General features: G+C 64.5%; 18 protein-coding genes. 13 read left to right on the top strand and 5 right to left on the bottom strand.

Features of this window, described 5'->3' with window-relative positions; all coding sequences use genetic code 11:
• Positions 1–47 precede the first annotated feature (47 nt).
• The 5 genes from U5A52_RS26350 (at position 48) to U5A52_RS26330 (ending at position 7,716) form a co-directional block, all read left to right on the top strand.
• On the top strand, positions 48–2,912 hold the full coding sequence (locus U5A52_RS26350) for a 2-oxoglutarate dehydrogenase E1 component (RefSeq protein WP_321914232.1): 2,865 nt from the start codon (positions 48–50) through the stop codon (positions 2,910–2,912).
• A 118-nt stretch (positions 2,913–3,030) separates the two neighbouring features.
• Positions 3,031–4,311, top strand: coding sequence for a 2-oxoglutarate dehydrogenase complex dihydrolipoyllysine-residue succinyltransferase (gene odhB / locus U5A52_RS26345; RefSeq protein ID WP_321936752.1), 1,281 nt, complete (start codon positions 3,031–3,033; stop codon positions 4,309–4,311).
• A gap of 125 nt (positions 4,312–4,436) precedes the next feature.
• The gene (gene lpdA, locus U5A52_RS26340) at positions 4,437–5,867 is read left to right on the top strand and encodes a dihydrolipoyl dehydrogenase (RefSeq protein WP_321914234.1); all 1,431 of its coding nucleotides are present in this window, start codon (positions 4,437–4,439) and stop codon (positions 5,865–5,867) included.
• A gap of 117 nt (positions 5,868–5,984) precedes the next feature.
• Positions 5,985–7,082 (top strand): cell division protein ZapE, encoded by a 1,098-nt coding sequence (zapE, locus tag U5A52_RS26335; protein ID WP_233881726.1) that lies wholly within the window; start codon positions 5,985–5,987, stop codon positions 7,080–7,082.
• A gap of 178 nt (positions 7,083–7,260) precedes the next feature.
• Positions 7,261–7,716 (top strand): transposase, encoded by a 456-nt coding sequence (locus tag U5A52_RS26330; RefSeq protein ID WP_321936751.1) that lies wholly within the window; start codon positions 7,261–7,263, stop codon positions 7,714–7,716.
• Positions 7,717–7,824: 108 nt separating this feature from the next.
• Here the strand turns inward: U5A52_RS26330 and U5A52_RS26325 are convergent, their stop codons facing one another.
• Positions 7,825–8,277, bottom strand: coding sequence for a DUF2147 domain-containing protein (locus U5A52_RS26325; protein WP_415765885.1), 453 nt, complete (start codon positions 8,275–8,277; stop codon positions 7,825–7,827).
• Positions 8,278–8,462: 185 nt separating this feature from the next.
• Between U5A52_RS26325 and U5A52_RS43335 the strand changes: the two genes are divergently transcribed.
• Positions 8,463–8,666, top strand: coding sequence for a helix-turn-helix domain-containing protein (locus U5A52_RS43335; RefSeq protein WP_415774058.1), 204 nt, complete (start codon positions 8,463–8,465; stop codon positions 8,664–8,666).
• A gap of 48 nt (positions 8,667–8,714) precedes the next feature.
• Positions 8,715–9,458: a DUF2968 domain-containing protein gene (locus tag U5A52_RS26315; protein ID WP_321914237.1), complete on the top strand. Its 744-nt coding sequence runs from the start codon at positions 8,715–8,717 to the stop codon at positions 9,456–9,458.
• A 129-nt stretch (positions 9,459–9,587) separates the two neighbouring features.
• Here U5A52_RS26315 and U5A52_RS26310 read toward each other — a convergent pair whose 3' ends face one another.
• Positions 9,588–9,776: a hypothetical protein gene (locus U5A52_RS26310; protein ID WP_321936749.1), complete on the bottom strand. Its 189-nt coding sequence runs from the start codon at positions 9,774–9,776 to the stop codon at positions 9,588–9,590.
• On the opposite strand from U5A52_RS26310, the gene U5A52_RS26305 reads away from it, so the two are divergent.
• The gene (locus tag U5A52_RS26305) at positions 9,775–9,957 is read left to right on the top strand and encodes a hypothetical protein (protein ID WP_321914239.1); all 183 of its coding nucleotides are present in this window, start codon (positions 9,775–9,777) and stop codon (positions 9,955–9,957) included. The genes U5A52_RS26310 and U5A52_RS26305 overlap by 2 nt on opposite strands.
• 34 nt (positions 9,958–9,991) lie before the next feature.
• Here U5A52_RS26305 and hfq read toward each other — a convergent pair whose 3' ends face one another.
• A complete protein-coding gene (gene hfq / locus U5A52_RS26300) occupies positions 9,992–10,483 on the bottom strand; it encodes an RNA chaperone Hfq (protein ID WP_321914240.1) in 492 nt (163 codons plus the stop codon).
• 621 nt (positions 10,484–11,104) lie between these two features.
• Between hfq and U5A52_RS26295 the strand changes: the two genes are divergently transcribed.
• The 5 genes from U5A52_RS26295 (at position 11,105) to U5A52_RS26275 (ending at position 14,820) form a co-directional block, all read left to right on the top strand.
• Positions 11,105–11,251 carry a hypothetical protein gene (locus U5A52_RS26295; RefSeq protein ID WP_321914241.1) on the top strand — a complete coding sequence of 49 codons (147 nt, stop codon included), beginning with the start codon at positions 11,105–11,107 and terminating at the stop codon, positions 11,249–11,251.
• Between the two features lie 12 nt (positions 11,252–11,263).
• Positions 11,264–11,827 carry a sigma-70 family RNA polymerase sigma factor gene (locus U5A52_RS26290; RefSeq protein ID WP_415765853.1) on the top strand — a complete coding sequence of 188 codons (564 nt, stop codon included), beginning with the start codon at positions 11,264–11,266 and terminating at the stop codon, positions 11,825–11,827.
• On the top strand, positions 11,824–12,723 hold the full coding sequence (locus U5A52_RS26285; RefSeq protein WP_415774057.1) for an anti-sigma factor family protein: 900 nt from the start codon (positions 11,824–11,826) through the stop codon (positions 12,721–12,723). Before U5A52_RS26290 ends, U5A52_RS26285 begins: the two co-directional genes overlap by 4 nt.
• A gap of 63 nt (positions 12,724–12,786) precedes the next feature.
• On the top strand, positions 12,787–14,376 hold the full coding sequence (locus U5A52_RS26280) for an FAD-binding oxidoreductase (RefSeq protein WP_321936748.1): 1,590 nt from the start codon (positions 12,787–12,789) through the stop codon (positions 14,374–14,376).
• A 168-nt stretch (positions 14,377–14,544) separates the two neighbouring features.
• Positions 14,545–14,820 (top strand): hypothetical protein, encoded by a 276-nt coding sequence (locus U5A52_RS26275; RefSeq protein ID WP_321936747.1) that lies wholly within the window; start codon positions 14,545–14,547, stop codon positions 14,818–14,820.
• Positions 14,821–14,861: 41 nt separating this feature from the next.
• Here the strand turns inward: U5A52_RS26275 and U5A52_RS26270 are convergent, their stop codons facing one another.
• Entirely contained in the window at positions 14,862–16,682 is a 1,821-nt protein-coding gene (locus tag U5A52_RS26270; protein WP_321936746.1) for an AMP-binding protein, read from the bottom strand.
• Between the two features lie 202 nt (positions 16,683–16,884).
• A complete protein-coding gene (locus tag U5A52_RS26265) occupies positions 16,885–18,102 on the bottom strand; it encodes an MFS transporter (protein WP_321914245.1) in 1,218 nt (405 codons plus the stop codon).
• Positions 18,103–18,169 lie beyond the last annotated feature (67 nt).

The raw sequence follows: 18,169 nt of genomic DNA, 5'->3' as shown, positions 1-18,169 counted from the left end.
TGAGTAACCCGCTATTTCTCGAGAAACTCGAAGAAAGGTGAGCGTAAATGTCGGAAACGATGAAGCAATTCCAGCTGAACTCCTATTTGTTCGGCGGCAATGCTCCGTATGTCGAAGAGCTATACGAAGCATATCTTGACAACCCTGCGTCCGTTCCGGACCAATGGCGTGAATACTTCGACGCACTGCAAAACGTGCCGTCGTCGAGTGGCACGACCGACAACGACATCGCCCACGGGCCGATCGTCGAGTCGTTTGCCCAGCGCGCAAAAGCCAATGCATTCGTCCCCAAGGGTGGCGGCGAAGACCTCGCAACGGCTCGCAAGCAAGTCTACGTTCAGTCCCTCATCGGCGCATATCGCTTCCTGGGCTCGCAGTGGGCCAATCTGGATCCGCTGAAGCGTCGCGAGCGCCCGCCTATTCCCGAACTCGAACCTGCGTTCTACGACTTCACCGAAGCCGACATGGACCAGACGTTCAGCGCCACGAACCTGTATTTCGGGTTTGAGCGCGCGACGCTGCGCGAGATCGTCAAGGCGCTGCGCGACACGTACTGCGGCACGATCGGCGCCGAGTACATGTACATCAGCGATCCTGAACAAAAGCGCTGGTGGAAGGAGCGTCTCGAGTCGATCCGCTCGACGCCGAGCTTCTCGAACGACAAGAAGAAGCACATCCTGCAGCGCCTGACGGCCGCCGAAGGCCTCGAGCGCTTCCTGCACACCAAGTACGTCGGCCAGAAGCGCTTCTCGCTCGAAGGCGGCGAGTCCTTCATCGCCGCGATGGACGAAGTCGTCCGTCACGCCGGCGCGAAGGGCGTGCAGGAAATCGTCATCGGCATGGCCCACCGTGGCCGTTTGAACGTGCTGGTCAATACGCTCGGCAAGATGCCGGCCGACCTGTTCGCCGAATTCGAAGGCAAGCACGTCGACGACCTGCCGGCCGGCGACGTGAAGTACCACAAGGGCTTCTCGTCGGACGTCGCAACCGAAGGCGGCCCGGTCCACCTGTCGCTCGCGTTCAACCCGTCGCACCTCGAAATCGTCAACCCGGTGGTCGAGGGTTCGGCGAAGGCCCGTATGGATCGCCGCGGCGATGCAGACGGCCTGCAGGTGCTGCCGGTGCAGATCCACGGCGACGCGGCCTTCGCAGGCCAGGGCGTCGTGATGGAAACGCTGAACCTCGCGCAAACGCGCGGTTACGGCACGCACGGCACGCTGCACATCGTCATCAACAACCAGATCGGCTTCACGACCTCGGACCCGCGCGACGCGCGTTCGACGCTGTACTGTACCGACGTGGTCAAGATGATCGAAGCGCCGGTGCTGCACGTGAACGGCGACGATCCGGAAGCGGTCGTGCTGGCGATCCAGCTCGCGGTCGATTTCCGCATGCAGTACCACAAGGATGTCGTGGTCGACATCATCTGCTTCCGCAAGCTCGGCCACAACGAGCAGGACACGCCGGCTGTCACGCAGCCGCTGATGTACAAGACGATCGCGAAGCACCCGGGCACCCGTGCCCTGTACGCCGAGAAGCTCGTGCAGCAAGGCGTGATCACGGCGGAAGACGGCGACAACTACGTCAAGGCCTACCGCGCCGCGATGGACGAAGGCCACCACACGGTCGACCCCGTGCTCTCGAACTACAAGAGCAAGTACGCGGTGGACTGGGTTCCGTTCCTGAACCGCAAGTGGACCGACGCTGCCGACACGGCCGTGCCGCTCGCCGAACTCAAGCGTCTGGCTGAGCGCATCACCACGATCCCCGAGAACTTCAAGGTTCACCCGCTGGTCGAGCGCGTCATCAACGACCGCCGCGCGATGGGCAAGGGCGAAGCGAAGCTCGACTGGGGCATGGGCGAGCACCTCGCGTTCGCGTCGCTGGTCGCTTCGGGCTACGCAGTGCGCCTGACGGGCCAGGACTCGGGCCGCGGCACGTTCACGCACCGCCACGCCGTTCTGCACGACCAGAACCGCGAGCGTTGGGACGATGGCACGTACGTGCCGCTGCAAAACATCGGCGAGAACCAGGCGCAGTTCACGGTGATCGACTCGGTGCTGTCGGAAGAGGCCGTGCTCGGCTTCGAATACGGCTACTCGACCGCTGAGCCGAACACGCTCGTCGCGTGGGAAGGCCAGTTCGGCGACTTCGTCAACGGTGCCCAGGTCGTGATCGACCAGTTCATCTCGTCGGGCGAAGTGAAGTGGGGCCGTGTTTCGGGTCTCACGATGCTGCTGCCGCACGGCTACGAAGGCCAGGGTCCGGAGCACTCGTCGGCGCGTATCGAGCGTTTCCTGCAACTGTGCGCCGAGCACAACATGCAGGTCGTTCAGCCGACCACGCCGGCTCAGATCTTCCACGTGCTGCGTCGCCAGATGATCCGCCTGTTCCGCAAGCCGCTCATCATCTTCACGCCGAAGTCGCTGCTGCGTCACAAGGAAGCCGTGTCGGATCTGTCCGAACTCGCGAAGGGCACGTTCCAGCCGGTCATCGGTGAAGTGGACGAAAGCATCGACGCGAAGAAGGTCAAGCGCGTGGTGGCCTGCTCGGGCCGCGTGTACTTCGACCTCGTCGCGCACCGCCGCGAAGCGAAGGCGAACGACGTCGCGATCATCCGTATCGAACAGCTCTATCCGTTCGCGCACAAGCAGTTCGAAGCGGAGCTGAAGAAGTACGACAACGCGACCGAAGTGGTGTGGGTGCAGGACGAGCCGCAGAATCAGGGCCCGTGGTTCTACATCGAGCACCACCTGAAGGAAGGCATGAAGGAAGGCATGAAGCTCGCGTACAGCGGCCGTCCTGCTTCCGCATCGCCGGCTGTTGGCTACTACGCGAAGCACTACGAGCAGCAGAAGACGCTGATCGAAGGTGCATTCGGCCGCCTGAAGGGCGCGCAGGTCGCGAAGTAAGCACTAGAGCAACCGAACCGGGAAAGCGTGTGAATTCAAGGCACGCTTTCCCGCGCTCAAGTGCGCGACCCGGTTCGTCATACGGGGATGTCCCCGAAAAAGTATTCAGGAAAATCACATGGCTATCGTAGAAGTGAAGGTCCCGCAGTTTTCGGAGTCGGTGTCGGAAGGCACGATGCTGCAGTGGAAGAAGAAGCCGGGCGAAGCGATCGCTCAGGACGAAGTCGTCATCGAGATCGAAACCGATAAAGTCGTGCTCGAAGTGCCCGCGCCGGCAGCCGGCGTGCTGGCCGAGATCCTCGTTGGCGACGGCGCAACCGTCGAGAGCGAACAGGTGATCGCAAAGATCGACACGGAAGCCAAGGCTGGCGCCGCTGCAGCGCCCGCAGCCGCTGCCGCTGCCGCTCCGGCTGCTGCCGCGGCTCCCGCAGCCGCACCGGCTGCTGCTGTCGCCGCATCGACGGCCAGCAGCACCGTGGCATCGCCCGCAGCGTCGAAGTTGATGGCGGAGAAGGGTCTGTCGGGCGGCGACGTCGCCGGCACGGGCCGCGACGGCCGCATCACGAAGCAAGACGTGCTCGGCGCTGGCGCACCGAAGGCCGCTCCGGCCGCTGCATCGGCTGCCAAATCCGCTGCTGCTGCGAAGCCCTCGCTGCCGCAAGTCAACGCGCCGGCATCGGCTGCGAACTGGCTCAACGACCGCCCGGAACAGCGCGTGCCGATGTCGCGTCTGCGTGCGCGTATCGCCGAGCGTCTGCTCGAGTCGCAGCAAACCAACGCCATCCTCACGACGTTCAACGAAGTGAACATGGCGCCGGTCATGGACCTGCGCAACAAGTACAAGGACAAGTTCGAGAAGGAACACGGCGTGAAGCTCGGCTTCATGTCGTTCTTCGTGAAGGCTGCGGTTCACGCCCTCAAGAAGTTCCCGCTCGTCAACGCGTCGATCGACGGCAACGACATCGTCTACCACGGCTACTTCGACATCGGTATCGCTGTCGGCTCGCCGCGTGGTCTGGTGGTGCCCATCCTGCGTAACGCAGACCAGATGAGCCTCGCCGACATCGAGAAGAAGATCGCCGAATTCGGGCAGAAGGCCAAGGACGGCAAGCTGTCGATCGAAGAAATGACGGGTGGTACGTTCTCGATCTCGAACGGCGGTGTGTTCGGCTCGATGCTCTCGACCCCGATCATCAACCCGCCGCAGTCGGCGATCCTCGGCGTGCACGCCACGAAGGAACGCGCTGTGGTCGAGAACGGCCAGATCGTGATCCGCCCGATGAACTACCTCGCGATGTCGTACGACCACCGCATCATCGACGGCCGCGAAGCCGTCCTGTCGCTGGTCGCAATGAAGGACGCGCTGGAAGATCCGGCTCGTCTGCTGCTCGACCTGTAATTCGCGTTGTAGCGCGAGCCAGGGCTCACGTCCTGCTCGCGCATCCAGTCTCACACTGAGCGCCTCGCGCGCGGTTTCCGGAAACCGGACACCGCGCGTGGCGCTCACGTCTCGAAAGGATGACCATGTCCAAAGAATTTGACGTCGTCGTGATCGGCGCCGGCCCCGGCGGCTATATCGCGGCGATCCGCGCCGCCCAGCTCGGCAAGTCGGTTGCGTGTATCGAAAAATGGAAGAACCCGGCCGGCGCGCTGAAGCTCGGCGGCACGTGCCTGAACGTCGGCTGCATTCCGTCGAAGGCGCTGCTCGCCTCGTCGGAAGAGTTCGAGAACGCCCAGCATCACCTCGTTGACCACGGCATCAGCGTGGGCGACGTGAAGATCGACGTCGCGAAGATGCTCGCCCGCAAGGAAGGCATCGTCGAGAAGATGACGAAGGGTATCGAGTTCCTGTTCCGCAAGAACAAGATCACGTGGCTCAAGGGCCACGGCAAGTTCACCGGCAAGACGGACGCCGGCGTGCAGATCGAAGTGAGCGGCGAAGGCGAAACCGAAGTCGTCACGGCGAAGAACGTGATCATCGCGACGGGCTCGAAGGCGCGTCATCTGCCGGGCATCCCGGTCGACAACAAGATCGTCGCCGACAACGAAGGCGCGCTCTCGTTCGACACCGTGCCGAAGAAGCTGGCCGTGATCGGCGCCGGCGTGATCGGTCTGGAGCTGGGCTCGGTGTGGCGTCGTCTGGGCGCGGAAGTGACCGTGCTCGAAGCGCTGCCGGAATTCCTCGGCGCGGCTGACGTTGCGCTCTCGAAGGAAGCCGCCAAGCTCTTCAAGAAGCAGGGTCTCGACATTCACGTTGGCGTGAAGGTCGGTGAAGTGAAGGCGACGGACAAGAATGTCACGATCAACTACACGGACAAGGACGGCAACGCGCAAGTGCTCGAAGCCGACCGCCTGATCGTGTCGGTTGGCCGCGTGCCGAACACCGATAACCTCGGTCTCGAAGCGATCGGCCTGAAGGCCAACGAGCGCGGCTTCATCGACGTGGACGACCACTGCGCCACGAGCGTGCCGAACGTCTACGCGATCGGCGACGTGGTGCGCGGCCCGATGCTCGCGCACAAGGCCGAAGACGAAGGCGTGCTGGTGGCCGAGATCATCGACGGCCAGAAGCCGCATATCGACTACAACTGCATTCCGTGGGTGATCTACACCGAACCGGAAATCGCATGGGTCGGCAAGACGGAGCAGCAGCTCAAGGCCGAAGGCCGCGACATCAAGACGGGTCAGTTCCCGTTCATGGCGAACGGCCGCGCGCTTGGCATCAACAAGGCCGACGGCTTCGTGAAGATGATCGCCGACGCCAAGACCGACGAGCTGCTCGGCGTGCACATCATCTCGGCCAACGCATCGGACCTGATCGCGGAAGCCGTGGTGGCGATGGAATTCAAGGCTGCCGCCGAAGACATTGGCCGCATCTGCCATCCGCACCCGTCGTTGTCTGAAGTCATGCGCGAAGCAGCACTCGCGACTGACAAGCGCGCGCTCAACATGTAAGAGCGCCAGGGGCAGGGCGGCCGGCTTTTTTGGCCGCCCTGCCTCGATGTACCAGCATCACGTACGGAGGCGGGTGGGCGTTTGCCCTCCCGCCTTTCCTCATTTGCGGCCCACAAAATGAACGTCACCGAATACTACGAAAACGAACTGCAGAAGCGGGGATACAAGCCCGATACGGCGCAACGCGCCGCGATCGACCGGCTGCAGCGGTGCTACGACGAGTGGGCGGCATACAAGTCGCGGCGTTCGAACGCGCTCAAGAAGTTTCTGATTCACCCGGACCTGCCACGCGGCGTGTACATGTGGGGCGGTGTCGGGCGTGGCAAGAGCTTCCTGATGGACAGCTTCTATGCGGTGGTGCCGCTGCAGCGCAAGACGCGTCTGCACTTTCACGAATTCATGCGCGAGGTGCACCGCGAGCTCGAAGAGCTCAAGGGCCAGGCCGATCCGCTCGACGAACTCGCGCGCCGCATTGCGAAGCGTTATCGCCTGATCTGCTTCGACGAATTCCACGTCTCGGACATCGCCGATGCGATGATCCTCTACCGTCTGCTCGACCGCCTCTTTGAGAACGGCGTGCAGTTCGTGATGACGTCCAACTACGATCCCGATCTGCTCTATCCCGATGGCCTGCATCGCGACCGCATGCTGCCCGCGATCGAGCTGATCAAGAGCAAGCTCGACGTGCTCAACGTCGACGCGGGCGTCGACTATCGGCAGCGCACGCTGGCGCAGGTCGAGGTCTATCACACGCCGCTCGGCGCGGCTGCCGACAAGGCGTTGCGCCACTCGTTCGCAGAGCTTGCTGCCGTGCCCGACGAAAGCCCGCTGCTGCGCATCGAGAAGCGCGAACTCAAGGCGTTGCGCAAGGCCGACGGCGTGGTGTGGTTCGATTTCGCGACGCTGTGCGGCGGTCCGCGCTCGCAGAACGATTATCTGGAACTGGCGAGCCGCTTTCACGCCGTGATCCTCTCAGGCGTCCCGCAGATGACGCCGCGCATGCAGTCCGAAGCGCGCCGCTTTACGTGGCTCATCGACGTGTTCTACGACCACAAGGTCAAGCTGTTGATGTCGGCCGCCGTGCCGCCCGAAGAGCTCTACGTGGAAGGCCCGATGGCCAACGAGTTCACGCGCACGGTGTCGCGTATCGTCGAAATGCAGTCGAAGGAGTATCTCGAAACGCCGCGCCGCATTGTCGATACGGCGCTGACCTGACGGCACGGCGCCCGCACCGCGCGTGCGGGTTGCGGGCGCATGCGCGGCGACACACTGGCATCAGGCTAGTCTCGAAATAGCGCTGCGGCACCTTTTTCAAGATTCGGACTCGTCTGATAGGGACGGCGAGGGCGAGTGGATATCGTTTGTCGGTACAGCTTCTGACAAAGGACCCACCATGACCCCGCATCGCGATATTACCGACGAAGAATGGCAGCGCGTGATGCTGCTCCTGCCCGAACTGCGCCCGCGCACCGAATTGCGCGGCCGGCCGCTCGCCAACACGCGCTCGGTGCTCAACGGCGTGCTGTGGATCTTGTATAGCGGCGCGACCTGGTCGGCCATGCCGCGTCGCTACCCTTCGTATCAAACCTGCCATCGCCGCTTCAAAACCTGGCACGACAATGGCGTGCTCAAGCGCGTGATGGGCGAGTTGTTTGGCGAAGAGGGCGTGACGTTGTGCGACACCATCGAAACGCGCATGCGCAAGCACGTGAGTCGCGCCGAAAAAGCGGCGCGCAGGCAGGAAGCGGCACGCAACACGCCGCGCAATTCGCCGTTCGTACCGGTCGCGCCCGCGTCCGCGCCATCGCAGCCATTCAACTATCGCTCTGTGTATCGTCACACGGCGTAACACCAGCGCGTATCAAACCCCGGCCGAAGCGGCGCATGTGCCCGCTTCGGCCGGTTTCGTCTCTCAGGTTCCCTTGCAGTTTGCGCGCCGGTTCTTAGCTCTATCCGTTCACTGCTGGCGCACCCACGTCTGCGAGCGGCCAAGCAGCGAAATGCCCAAATAGCCACGCACGACGAGTTTCTGGCCACCGTCTTCCGTATGCATCTTGCAGCGGTAGATCTTGCCGTTCTCGGGGTCGAGAATGTGGCCGCCGTCATAACCTTCGTCGGTTTTCTTCATGCTGTCGATGATCGTCATGCCGAGGATCAACTGGTCCTTGCGTGCGTCGGTGCAGGCCGTGCAGCGCCGGTCGGGCTGGTCATTCGCGCTCAGTCCCTTGATGACCTTGCCACTTAGATCACCGTTGGCGTCGGCGCTGATCTGCACGAGCGCCTTCGGTTGGCCGGTGTGATCGTCGATCGTCTGCCAGACGCCGACAGGCGTGTCGCTCTGCGCGTGCGCGGCGAGCGCACTGCACAGCAGTGCGCTCGCAAGCGCGACACGGCGCGCCGCGCGTCCCATGAATCGGCTCATGTCTTCCTCCACTGATGTTGTTTGTCATGTCGATGCTGCCCATGCGGCGCGACTGGCACGCCGCAAGGTGAGGGCAGGATACTGGAAAGGATCGCGCGCGTTTGAGAGAAGGCACTCTAGTTTGCCCGGCTGCGGGGCGCCGCATCCGGTCGACAACCGGTTGGCGGCTAAACGTGCCGTTTGCGTCGGGGGCACAGCGCCCGCCGTTCGCGAGACATGATCGAACGCACTTTCCGCTCTGTGTGGCGCTGGACCAAAACGGCCGTCGGCGCAAGGACACCGCACAATTCCTCGGAATTTCTCGCAAAGTGTTGTGGGAAAAGATACGTAATCGGCAAATTTTCTACGAGCGACCCGAAACACGTGAAAGTGAGTAATAATTGTGCCGATTTGTAAAAATTAGAACTGTTCAAAGCAGGTACTACATGGACTACAAGTGGAGAGTTCGTCGCACCGCCTTGGCGGTGCTGGTGTTAGTCGGGGGTATCGGTACGGGCTGCGCACAGACGCCGCCTGACAATCCAGCAGTAGCGGCGCCCGTAGCACAGACCACCGCCGCACCCGCAGTGCAGGACGAGCAGGTAGCAACCGCTGCGTTGCCTACGGCAGCGAGCGTAGCGACCCAGCCGGGCGTACTCACGCCGGATGAAGCGAAGCAGAACGCCGCAGGCAACGTTGCCGAACTGCAGCAGATGCTGCGAGGTTCGGATCTCGCCGAGTTGCGTACGACGTACAACGGCTCGTATGGCGCGAGCTTGCTGTTTTACGGCAAGGAAATGACGTACTACGTCACGCTGTTCCAGAACAAGACGTTCTGGCGCGTGATCAAGACGAGCGACGAGACGCGTGCTGAAGCGATCTATCGCGACTTCGCGATGAAGTCGGGGCAGCTTGCCGAAGTGGAAATCCGCCGCACGCGCCTTGAAGCGCAGAAGGCGTTCACGGACCGCATGATCGCGCTCACGCAGGATCATGCGAACCGGCTCCAGGCGGATCTGGCCATCGCGCGCGAACAGCAGGCACTCGTCGCGGACCAGCAGAAGCAGGGCCGCGATCAGGCGAACGCGTTGCAGGCGCAGAAGACGGCCGCCCAGGCGCAACTGCGCACGGTGCAGCGTCAGGTGCGCGAGTTGCAGCAACAGGTTGAAGGCGGTTTGCCGATCCGCTGATCAACAGTACGCGGTATGGCTTGGGCGCCTGTTTGCGTCCAGCCTTGCGAGACTGCAGATGCGACACGCAAAAGGCGGAGCGCCAATGGCGCTCCGCCTTTTTTCATGCTGCGACCGTGCCGGGCGCGATCAGTGCTTGCCGTGGCGATGCGTGTCGCGGCCCTTGTGGGATTCATCTGCGGAATGCGACTTGGGTTGCGAGCGGGTGGGCGTAGGGTCCACGGCGATCGGATCGCTCGCGGGGAAGGTTTCGTCGAGTGCTTCGTCGAGCGGGTCTTCCTGCGAGGGCTGCGGGGCTTTCGGCTTGGATGCGCTCATGGCGGTCTCCCTGGCGATAGGCGTCATGTTCAGAATAACGCAAAGCCAGGATCGTGACCGTGAGCGACGACCGCCAGGCCGATTCGAGGCGCAGAACGAGGCGCAGAAGCGCAACTGCGTTGAACTCGACGAAGCGCGCGCAAAAGAGCGGGCGCGCCGTGGCGCGCCCGTACTGTTCTGAAAACCTGCGCGGCGTGCAGCCAGCGCGCAGCGGCTTAGCTGTTGCCCGAGCCTTCGCCGCCGTTGCCACCGTTATTCACCGCGCCGTAGAGGCGGCGGCGGCGCGTGACGACGACCGGGCCGTCCTGGGACGCACGGTCGTTGCCCGGTGCACCCGAGGGCGCGCCGGACGGCGCCGACCAGTTTTCGCGCGGCTCGCGCGATTCACGCGGTTCTCGTTGTTCACGCGGACCATGGCCGCCATGGCTGCCGTGCGGGCCGCGGCTCGTATGCTCGCCGTGCGAGCTGCGAGCGCCGCCCGGGCGCGGACCCGGCCGGGTGCCGGTGTCGAGCTGGATGGTCGAAATGGCGCGCTTGTAGATGCCTTGCAGGCCAACGGGCGTGCGCAGCATCACCAGGTACTGATCGAACGACTCGATGCATCCGGTCAGGCGAATGCCGTTGACCAGATAGATTTCGACGCGCTTTCTTTCCTTACGCGCGGCGTTCATGAAGTCGTTTTGCGGGTGCGATTCTGCGGAAGGCATGGACTAGATTTGGCCAGGCGGCGCAATGCCGCAATCAGTTGGAAACGTTTGCTCGCCGCGATTCTACCTTGTGTCGGCGAAGCGCGCGTGCGGGGAATAAGCTTACTGCAGAACTATACCGGCTCGCGGCCGCAACCGCAGATTGACGAAAAATGCATCGCTGCGTCCCTTGTCGTCGGCCGCTGGGAAGCGGGCGCCCGGATGACAGGTTGCAATGTTCAGCGACAGTGGTTTTCGAGGGCGAGACCTGCTGACGATATGTCACTCGTGTTGTCAGACCCGTGACGTTTCGACGCGCATGCGCTCACCCTCACAGCGTAGTCCATGACGGCCGGCCATGCTCGACCGATTCGCGGCCGGCTTGAAGCTTGGTACCGCGGCGCATCGCTCGCCTGCACGACGCATGTCGATCCGCTTGCGACGATTCTCGCGGTGCGCGAGGGCTGCGTTCCGTGCGGCGGCGCACGTCGGAGCGCCGTATTGGCACTTTATTGGCACCTGTTCGGCCGTGGATGGCGGGCGCGGCGGCGCACGAAAAGCGAAATCGCTGCTTGCGCGGAATAAGCGCACCGGCTGCAACGTTTTACGCGATATCGGCGATGGACCTCAATGGAGGGGATCATGGAGCGGTTTCGCAAAATTCTTGCGTATGTCGTCTGGGCGGCGCTGGCCGGCGTTGCGGGTGCAGGCCTTACTGCTTGTGGCGACATGAATCCGGGCGGGGCGTCGTCGACCAGCTCGGGCGGTTCGTCGGGCGGTGGCTACTGAGCGGCGTGCGGCGTGTTGCTTCAACCGTCGCCGGAGTTCGAGGCACAGGTCGTGGCGCAACTCGCGCCGATGCGACGCTACGCGCGCGCCCTGACCGGCGACGCCGCGTGGGCTGACGACCTCGTGCAGGACGCCGCGGAGCGCGCGCTCTCGCGCTGGACTTCGTTTCGCCCGCAAAGCAATCTGCGCGCGTGGCTGTTCACGATCCTGCGCCATCTCTACATCGACCAGCTGCGCGGCCGGCGCGAGATCGCAGTAGACGACGAAGCCGCGCCGTGGCGCACGCTCGAAGCGCCGCACGGCGAAGTGGATGGTCTCGTGCTGCGCGATCTGCAGCGGGCGCTCTATGCCTTGCCGGCGGCGCAGCGCGAGGTGCTGCTGCTCGTGTGTGTGGAGGAGTTGAGCTACAGCGAGGCGTCGGCGGTGCTCGGGGTGCCGGCGGGCACGGTGATGTCGCGCCTCTCGCGGGCGCGCGAGCATCTGCGCGCGTTGCTCGATACGGGCCCGGTGCAGGATCCGGGCCGCGAGTCGGCGCAACGCGCGGCGCCGCTCAGGGTGGTGGGGACGCTACGATGAATGACGACGATCTCGGCCACGAACGCGATGGCGCGCCGCCTGGTGCCCCTGACAGCGGCGCTGAAGAGGATCTTGCGATGCTGGGCGCTTTCGTCGACGGCGAACTGCCCGCGGGCGAGCGCGAAGCGCTGCAGGCGCACCTCGCGAACGATCCGCGCGCGGCGGCGCGTGTCGCGGCCTGGCGCGCGCAGAAGGCCGCGCTGAAGGCCTTGTGCGAAGGCTCGCGCGTGTCTGGCGAGGGTGAGGTGCCCGGTGCCGACGCCGCCGCCGCCACGCCTGCCGTGCTCGTGCTGCGTCCGCGCGTGCCGTGGTGGTGGCGCGCGGGTATCGCGGCGGCGTGGGTGGCCGTGGGCGCAGGGCTCTCGGTGACGGCCGCCCTGGTCGTGCCGCAGTTCGCGGGTCTCGCGCCAGAACGGGTCGCCGATTCGGCGCCGGGGGCCGTGCGCAGCGAAACGCCCGAAGCGTTCGCGCGCCGCGCCGACATTGCCTATGCCGTCTATTCGCCGGAGCAGCGGCATCCGGTGGAAGTGGGTGCCGCCGACGAGGCGCATCTCGTCGCGTGGCTCTCGAAGCGCCTCGGCAAGCCGCTTTCGGTGCCGTCGCTCGCGGAGTATGGTTATACGCTCGTAGGCGGACGTCTGTTGCCCGGCAACACGGGTCCGGCGGCGCAGTTCATGTACGAGAACGATGCGGGTGAGCGCCTCACGCTCTACGTGGCCGGTTCGGCCGCGGAGCGTGACCCCGTGCGTCTCTTGCGCGACGGCAATCGCCGCACGTTCTACTGGAGCACCGAACGCACGGGCTATGCGCTTTCGGGGCCGCAGACAGAGCCGAAGCTGCACGAGATCGCGCTGGAGGTCTGCGGCGCGCTGGGCGGCAAGCCCGGGCAGTGGTGACAATGGTTTCAATGAGCGACGTTAGCGGAGCGGGCCGATGAACGACGCCAGCAGAGCGGGCCGATGAGCGACGCCGCGCCGACCTTGCCACCCGGCATCGACGAGGCCCGTTTCGCGCGTGCGCTCGCCGCGTTCGAAAGCATTGTCGGCGCGCCGAACGTCTGCCGTGGCGGCGCCTCGCTCGAGCCGTATTTCGACCCGTTCGTGCCGGTTGCCGATGCCCATGCCTTCGCGCCGTCGGCCGCGATCCTCCCCGCGAATGTCGAAGAGATCCGCGCGATCCTGCGCGTGGCGAACGAAACGCGCGTGCCGCTCTGGACCGTTTCCACGGGACGCAACTTCGCCTATGGCGGCGCCGCACCGCGCCTGGCGGGCTCGGTCGTGCTCGACCTGCAGCGCCTGAACCGCATTCTCGAAGTCGACGAGCGTCTCGCGTGGGCGCGCGTCGAGCCTGGCGTGAGTTACTTCGATCTGCATGCGCACCTGCGTGAGCAGCATCTGCGCCTGTGGGTCGATCCGCCCGCAGCGGGCTGGGGCAGCGTGGTGGGCAACACGCTCGAGCGCGGCTTCGGCACGACCGCCTACGGCGACCACGCCGCGTCGCAGTGCGGAATGGAAGTCGTGCTCGCCAACGGCGACGTGGTACGCACCGGCATGGGTGCGATCGAAAACGGCACGGCGTGGCAACTTTACAGGCCGGGCTACGGGCCGTCGTTCGACGCGCTCTTCACGCAGTCGAACTACGGCGTCGTCACGAAGATGGGACTCTGGCTCATGCCGGCGCCGCAGGCGTTCGTGATTGGCGAGATCCAGTTTGCGCGCGAGGACGATCTCGGCGTGCTCGTCGATACGCTGCGCGCACTGCAGCTCGGCGGCACGATACGGCAGCACGCTGCGATCGAAGGCGCAATCCGGCGTGCCGCGAGCCTTGCGCCACGCTCGCGCTGGTACGAAGGCGAGGGCGCGATGCCCGAGGCCGCTGTCGCCGCCATGCAGCGCGACCTGGGCGTCGGCCGCTGGAATTTGCACTACGCGCTTTATGGCGCGCCCGAGGTAATCGACATGGAGCGGCGCATTGTCGAGCGTGCGTTCGCTGGTGTACCTGGCGTGCGTTTTTCTGCGCGGCGCTATGTGGAAGGCGAAGAACCGCAGGGTGGCGCGGATCGCAATCTCGCGGGCATTCCGGCGATGAGCGCGTTTCGCATGCTCGACTGGCGCGGCGGCGAGGGCGCGCATGTGGACTTCTCGCCGCTATGTCCCGCCGACGGCCGCGACGCGCTGCGCCAGTATGCGCTCGTCAAGGCGCGCGCGGCCGAGTACGGTTTCGATTACTACGGCGGTTTCACCGCGGCGGGGCGCTATCTGCACCATGTATTCGCGGCGATCTTCGCGCGCGAGCGCCGTGACGACGCGGCGCGCGCGGGTGACCTGCTACGCGCGCTGATGAGCGACGCGGGCGCGGCCGGCTACGGCGTATACCGTTCGCATCTGCTCTACATGGATTACGCCGCGGCGCAGTACGCGTTTAACGACGGCGCGCTGTTGCGGCTCGCGCAAACCGTGAAGGATGCGCTCGATCCACAGGGCGTGCTCTCGCCGGGCAAGCAGGGCGTCTGGCCCGCGGCGTGGCGCGCGCAACGCGGCTATACGTGATCGATTCACTTCAGGACTGCGTAGCGATCGGCAGGAGGGCGCACGGAGGGCTAGATGGACAGGCGGGCTTTTCTCTGCGATGTAGGTGCCGTGGCATTAGGCGCGGCTTGGCAGACGCAAGCGCTGCGGGTTGCGTTGGACGAACGCAGGCCTCGTGCGAGTGCGGCGTTGAATTCGGCAAATGGCGTGGTGTTCGACCCGGCGCTCGCGCGAGGACGCGCGCTCGCGCAAGAAGCGGCGTGCGCGGGATGCGTTGCGTGGGCCATCGGCGATCATGGCCGCGGTGTGGCGGACGACGACATCGGCACCCTGTGGCACGCGCGGATCGCGCGGCGGCTCGAGCCCGGCGCGGCCTTGATAGGCGCGTTGCGCCCCTCGGATCGCTTCGTGCTTGAGCGCCTCGCAAACGCGCGCGGGGTGACGTTTCGCAACGCTGCCTGGTAGACCTTATCGTTTCGTGGCGCTCTTGCTTCAGCGTCTCGTATCTAAGGGGTCTTCGCGGTTTTCGCGATTTCCTCGTCGCGCAACTGGCGGCGCAGGATCTTGCCGATGGTCGATTGCGGCAGGGACTCGCGGAACTCCACGAGGCGCGGCACCTTGTAGCCCGTGAGCTGCTGGCGGCAGAACTGGATCAGCGCGTCTTCCGTGAGGGCGGGGTCGCGCTTCACGACGAATACCTTCACGCGCTCGCCCTGCACCGGATCGGGCACGCCGATTGCCGCCACCTCGCGCACGCCGGGATGCATTGCCAGCACGTCCTCGATCTCGTTCGGATACACGTTGAACCCCGACACGAGAATCATGTCCTTCTTGCGGTCGACGAGGCGGATATAGCCGCGCGCATCCATCACGCCGATGTCGCCGGTCGTGAGCCATCCATCGGCAAACACCTTTGCCGTTTCGTCCGGGCGATTCCAGTAGCCCTTCATCACTTGCGGGCCCCTCACGCAGAGCTCGCCGGGTTCGCCGATGCCGGCCCACGTGCCGTCGTCCTTGCGAAAGCGCACCTGCGTGGAAGGTGCGGGCAGCCCGATGGAGCCTTCCGGATGCGCCTGGCCCGCGTCCAGGCGTTCGACATCGACGGGATTCATCGAGACGATCGGCGAGCATTCGGTGAGCCCATAGCCTTCCACGACTGACTTGCCCGTCACGGCCCGGAAGCGGTCGGCGATGGCTTTCTGCATGGCCATGCCGCCCGCCATCGCGAGCTTGAGGCCCGAGAAGTCGCGCTCGCGGAACTCCGCGTTATCGAGCAGTGCGCTATAGAGCGTGTTGACCGCGCTGATGCAACTGAACGTCTCGTGTCGCAGCACCTTCATGACGCGCTTGATGTCGCGCGGATTGGCGATCAGGATGTTGCGGCCACCGAGCGCGAGGAAGATCAGCGCATTGATGGTGAGCGAATAGATGTGATAGAGCGGCAAAGGTGTGAGCACCGTCTCGGCCTTGGCGTCGAGCTGGTTGCCGACCCACGCCTTTGCCTGCTGCACGTTCGCGAGCACGTTGCCGTGCGTGAGCATTGCACCCTTCGCGACACCCGTGGTACCGCCCGTGTATTGCAGGAACGCGAGATCCTCCGCGCGCGTCGCCACCGGGGCGTGCGGTGCACGCGCGCCGTGCGCGAGCGCATCGAGAAGACGCACGGCGTGCGGAAGGTGGTAGGGCGGCACCATCTTCTTCACGTGGCGCAGCATGACGTTGATGAAGCGGCCCTTGAGGTTCACGCCCTCGCCAAGCAAGTCGCCGAGCGCCGTCACGACGATGCGTTGCACCTGCGTGCCGGGCAGGGCCGCTTCGAGCGTGGCTGCGAAATTCTCGAACACGACGATGGTCTGCGCGCCGCTGTCCTGCAACTGATGCGCAAGTTCGCGCACGGTGTAGAGCGGATTGACGTTGACGACCACCGCACCCGCCTTGAGTGCACCGAAGAGAGCAACCGGATACTGCAAGGTGTTGGGCAGCATGATCGCGACACGCTCGCCTCGCTGTACACCCGCGCCTTGCAGCCAGGACGCGAACGCCGTGGCCTTGCGGGCGAGCGCGGCGTAGGTCATCGGCGAGCCCGCGCTCACATAGGCGACGCGCTCGCCAAAGCGCGCCGTGCAATCGTCGAAGAAGTGTGTGAGCGAGGCGTACTGGCTCGCGCCAATTTCGTGCGGCACGCCGGGAGGGTACGAGGCGTACCAGATGCCGTCGGTATTGGGTGGCGGCGCCTTAGCTGGCAGCGCCGTAGCTGGGGCCGCTGCCGCTGCCTGAGCGGAGACTGCCACAGGGCTCGCCGGATCGGGCTGGGGCGTTTCGCTCATGGTGGACCTCCGGGCGGTATATCAACCGACTGCAAATGCCTGTTCGCTTACATCATGCAACGCCACGCGCCGTGCAGCCAGGAGGTGTTACCCGGTGTGCGAATGCGGGCGCCGGTCAAGATCAGCAAAAAGGCCGTGCGGGTGAACCCGGCACGGCCTTTATTGTGTTGCTGCAGCGCGGCGTTACGGGGCCGCCCGCACGTCAGACGCCGGACACCTCTTTCGCGGTCTGCGTCATGTCGATGCCTCGACGTTCGCGGCTGAACGGGATCAGCACGGCGATCACGACGGCGACCGTGCCGGCGACGATCGCCATGGCCATTGCATAGTCCTGGTTGTGCGTTTCGGCAAGCGACGCCTGCAGCGTGGCGTTCACCGAAGCGAACAGGTTACCGAGCTGATAGACGAGGCCAGGGAAGGTCGCACGCACTTCGTCAGGCGAAATTTCGTTGAGGTGCACCGGGATCACCCCCCACGCACCTTGCACCGAAATCTGCATGAGGAACGCGCCGAGTGCGAGCAGCACGGGGCCTTGCGAGAATGCCCACAGCGGCAGCACGGGCAGCGCGATCAGCGCGGCGATGAAGATGGCCTTGCGGCGTCCGATTTTTTCAGACATCTGCCCGAAGAAGAGGCCGCCTACGATCGCGCCGATATTGAGCACGATGGTGATGATCGAAACCGTGTGCGGATCGAAGTGATGCTGTTCGCGCAAGAAGGTCGGATACAGATCCTGCGTGCCGTGCGAGAAGAAGTTGAACGCCGTCATCAGCACGATGGCGTAGAGCGAAAGCTTCCAGTTGTGCTTGAGCGTGCTGATGAGGCTCGGACGCGCGCGCTTTTGCATCTCCTTGAAGGCCGGCGACTCGGGCACGTGCAAACGCACATAGACCACGAGCAGCGCAGGCAGCACGCCGACGAAGAACATGCCACGCCAGCCGATGTGCTGATACAGGACGCCAAACACGATCGAGGCGAGCAAATACCCGCTCGGATAGCCCGCCTGCAGCAGGCCGGAAACGATGCCGCGCGACTTGGGCGGAATGGTTTCCATGGTGAGCGCGGAGCCCACGCCCCATTCGCCGCCCATCGCGACGCCGAAGAGCGCGCGCAGGACGATGAAGGTGGTGAGATTGGGCGAGAAGCCCGTGAGCAGTTCGAGCAGGGAATAGCACGCGATGTTGATCATCAGCGTGGGACGGCGGCCGTATTTGTCGGCGAGTCGGCCGAATATCAGCGCGCCGAGCGGGCGCATGGCCAGTGTCAGCGTAATGGCAAAAGCCACTGCCGGGATTTTGGTGTTGAATTCGGTGGCGATGTCTTTCAGAACGAAAACCATCAGAAAGAAATCGAATGCATCGAGCGTCCATCCCAGGTACGCCGCGATCGTGACGTTTTTCTGTTCACGCGTCCAGCTCATGTTGATTCTTCTCCTGTGAAACTAGGGCAATGCCATGTCTCCTCGATCACGGTTGGCGTTTTGGCGC

This window comes from Paraburkholderia sp. J8-2 (genome assembly GCF_905220195.1).
Classification (GTDB): Bacteria; Pseudomonadota; Gammaproteobacteria; order Burkholderiales; family Burkholderiaceae; genus Paraburkholderia.
This window is presented reverse-complemented; position numbering and strand designations above follow the sequence as displayed.

What these genes read in the sequence shown, in the direction of transcription:
- U5A52_RS26350 (WP_321914232.1), top strand. Translation starts at nt 48, where the DNA reads ATGTCGGAAACGATGAAGCAATTCCAGCTGAACTCCTATTTGTTCGGC.
- odhB (WP_321936752.1), top strand. Translation starts at nt 3,031, where the DNA reads ATGGCTATCGTAGAAGTGAAGGTCCCGCAGTTTTCGGAGTCGGTGTCG.
- lpdA (WP_321914234.1), top strand. Translation starts at nt 4,437, where the DNA reads ATGTCCAAAGAATTTGACGTCGTCGTGATCGGCGCCGGCCCCGGCGGC.
- zapE (WP_233881726.1), top strand. Translation starts at nt 5,985, where the DNA reads ATGAACGTCACCGAATACTACGAAAACGAACTGCAGAAGCGGGGATAC.
- U5A52_RS26330 (WP_321936751.1), top strand. Translation starts at nt 7,261, where the DNA reads ATGACCCCGCATCGCGATATTACCGACGAAGAATGGCAGCGCGTGATG.
- U5A52_RS26325 (WP_415765885.1), bottom strand. Translation starts at nt 8,277, where the DNA reads ATGGGACGCGCGGCGCGCCGTGTCGCGCTTGCGAGCGCACTGCTGTGC.
- U5A52_RS26315 (WP_321914237.1), top strand. Translation starts at nt 8,715, where the DNA reads ATGGACTACAAGTGGAGAGTTCGTCGCACCGCCTTGGCGGTGCTGGTG.
- U5A52_RS26305 (WP_321914239.1), top strand. Translation starts at nt 9,775, where the DNA reads ATGGCGGTCTCCCTGGCGATAGGCGTCATGTTCAGAATAACGCAAAGC.
- U5A52_RS26310 (WP_321936749.1), bottom strand. Translation starts at nt 9,776, where the DNA reads ATGAGCGCATCCAAGCCGAAAGCCCCGCAGCCCTCGCAGGAAGACCCG.
- hfq (WP_321914240.1), bottom strand. Translation starts at nt 10,483, where the DNA reads ATGCCTTCCGCAGAATCGCACCCGCAAAACGACTTCATGAACGCCGCG.
- U5A52_RS26295 (WP_321914241.1), top strand. Translation starts at nt 11,105, where the DNA reads ATGGAGCGGTTTCGCAAAATTCTTGCGTATGTCGTCTGGGCGGCGCTG.
- U5A52_RS26285 (WP_415774057.1), top strand. Translation starts at nt 11,824, where the DNA reads ATGAATGACGACGATCTCGGCCACGAACGCGATGGCGCGCCGCCTGGT.
- U5A52_RS26280 (WP_321936748.1), top strand. Translation starts at nt 12,787, where the DNA reads ATGAGCGACGCCGCGCCGACCTTGCCACCCGGCATCGACGAGGCCCGT.
- U5A52_RS26270 (WP_321936746.1), bottom strand. Translation starts at nt 16,682, where the DNA reads ATGAGCGAAACGCCCCAGCCCGATCCGGCGAGCCCTGTGGCAGTCTCC.
- U5A52_RS26265 (WP_321914245.1), bottom strand. Translation starts at nt 18,102, where the DNA reads ATGAGCTGGACGCGTGAACAGAAAAACGTCACGATCGCGGCGTACCTG.